At 69.8% G+C, this 1,515-nt stretch carries 2 protein-coding genes and 1 pseudogene; 2 read left to right on the top strand and 1 reads right to left on the bottom strand.

The window, feature by feature from the left end; all coding sequences use genetic code 11:
* Window positions 1-249, bottom strand: a pseudogene (locus ACXJKG_RS21120) (MFS transporter); the annotation flags it as partial.
* A gap of 291 nt (window positions 250-540) precedes the next feature.
* Here ACXJKG_RS21120 and ACXJKG_RS21115 point away from each other — a divergent pair.
* Complete coding sequence (locus ACXJKG_RS21115; RefSeq protein WP_456847674.1) at window positions 541-1,005, top strand: phage tail protein; 465 nt, start codon at window positions 541-543, stop codon at window positions 1,003-1,005.
* Between the two features lie 128 nt (window positions 1,006-1,133).
* Window positions 1,134-1,515, top strand: a 382-nt coding sequence (locus ACXJKG_RS21110; RefSeq protein ID WP_456847673.1) for an SDR family oxidoreductase, incomplete at its 3' end; no start/stop codon positions are given.

Genomic DNA, 1,515 nt, shown 5'->3' with positions numbered 1-1,515 from the left:
GATCCCGCCCCACAGCGGGTTCGCGATCATCGAGGCGACCGCGCCGCTCGCGGTGACGATCGCGAGGATCGCCTCCTTGCCGCCGAGGCCCAGGTCCTCCAGCCGCGCCGCCTGGGCGGGCAGCAGGATCTGGATCGGACCGAACCAGCCGGCGGCCACGCCCACGACCGCCAGCGAGAACGCGACGATCCAGCGCGCTCGGACGCGGACGGTGGGGGTGGTCTCGTCGAGCACGGGGGTCGCCGTCATGCTCGGGCCGGCCGCTCGACGAGGTCGGCGGACCCACCCGTGGCGAGGTCTCGTGAGGCACGCATCGTTGCGCTCCTGGGGGTGGGTGGCCGCGAGTTGAACACGTGACCAACTGCGGTGGTGGCGAAACGATAGGAGCGGAGTCGGGTCGCGTCAAGGACCCTCACGCTGGTGCGGGCCGCGCCGTCGACCTCGGTGGCGCACCTTCAGGCCGCACGCATGGATCGGCCAACGAAGGGGCATCCCGGCCGATACCCTCGCACTCTCAGTTCCGCGCTTGGAGGGTTCACGTTGTCCTACGTCGTCGACTTCACGAATGTGTCCACCGTCGGGCTGGAGTCCTCGCCGGTGGCGGACGCAGCGGCCGGCCTGCGGGCCAACGAGGCGCGCTACTTCAAGAACAAGTACGACCACGTCTTCACCGTCGAGCCCGCGAGCGAGGCGACGGAGACGGTGGACTGGGTGCACGGGATCCTCAAGGACGAGCGCGACCTCGTGATCTCGTCCCGGCCCCTCGAGGCGACGGAGTTCGTGGTCGACGGGATCAGGATGGCGTACGTGTTCTACGAGTCGGGTCTGTCCATCAACGTCATGTACACGCTTTCCGACGGTGGGAAGCGCGCGGTCGGGTTCAAGCTGTCCGACGGCATGGAGGTCCCCGAGGAGCTCGCGTCGCGCTTCAAGTTCGCGCGACAGAAGTCGAAGCTGGCCGGCACGATCCGGGGCTCGTTCTTCGTGATCAAGAACGAGCACTGAGCCAGGCCGCACCGTCTTGCCGCTCCCTCTTGTCAAGGTGCCGAACGGCCCAGGAGGGTCGTCCATCGCCAGCTAGCGTCGTCGGCGCCGGCTAGTCGAAGCGCGGCACCGACACGCGGGAGACGCCGATGCCTCTGCTCGACGGCAGGACGATCCTGGTGACGGGGGTTCTCACGGAGGGCTCGCTCGCCTTCGACGTAGCCCGGCTGGCTCAGGAGCAGGGTGCGCAGGTGGTCCTCACCTCGTTCGGTCGCCAGCAGCGGCTGACCGAGGTCGTCGCACGGCGGCTGCCCGCCCCGGCGCCGGTGGTCCGTCTCGACGTCACGTCCGCCGCCGACCTGGCGGCCCTGCCGGAGCTCGTCGGCGAGCACGCGGACCGCCTGGACGGGGTGGTGCACTCGATCGGCTTCGCCCCGCAGTCCGTGCTCGGCGGGCACTTCCTGGACGGGCAGTGGCCCGATGTCGCGACCGCGCTGGAGGTCTCGGCCTACTCGCTCAAGGCCCTCACGG

It is taken from the genome of Cellulomonas sp. P5_C6, assembly GCF_054049635.1.
This window is presented reverse-complemented; position numbering and strand designations above follow the sequence as displayed.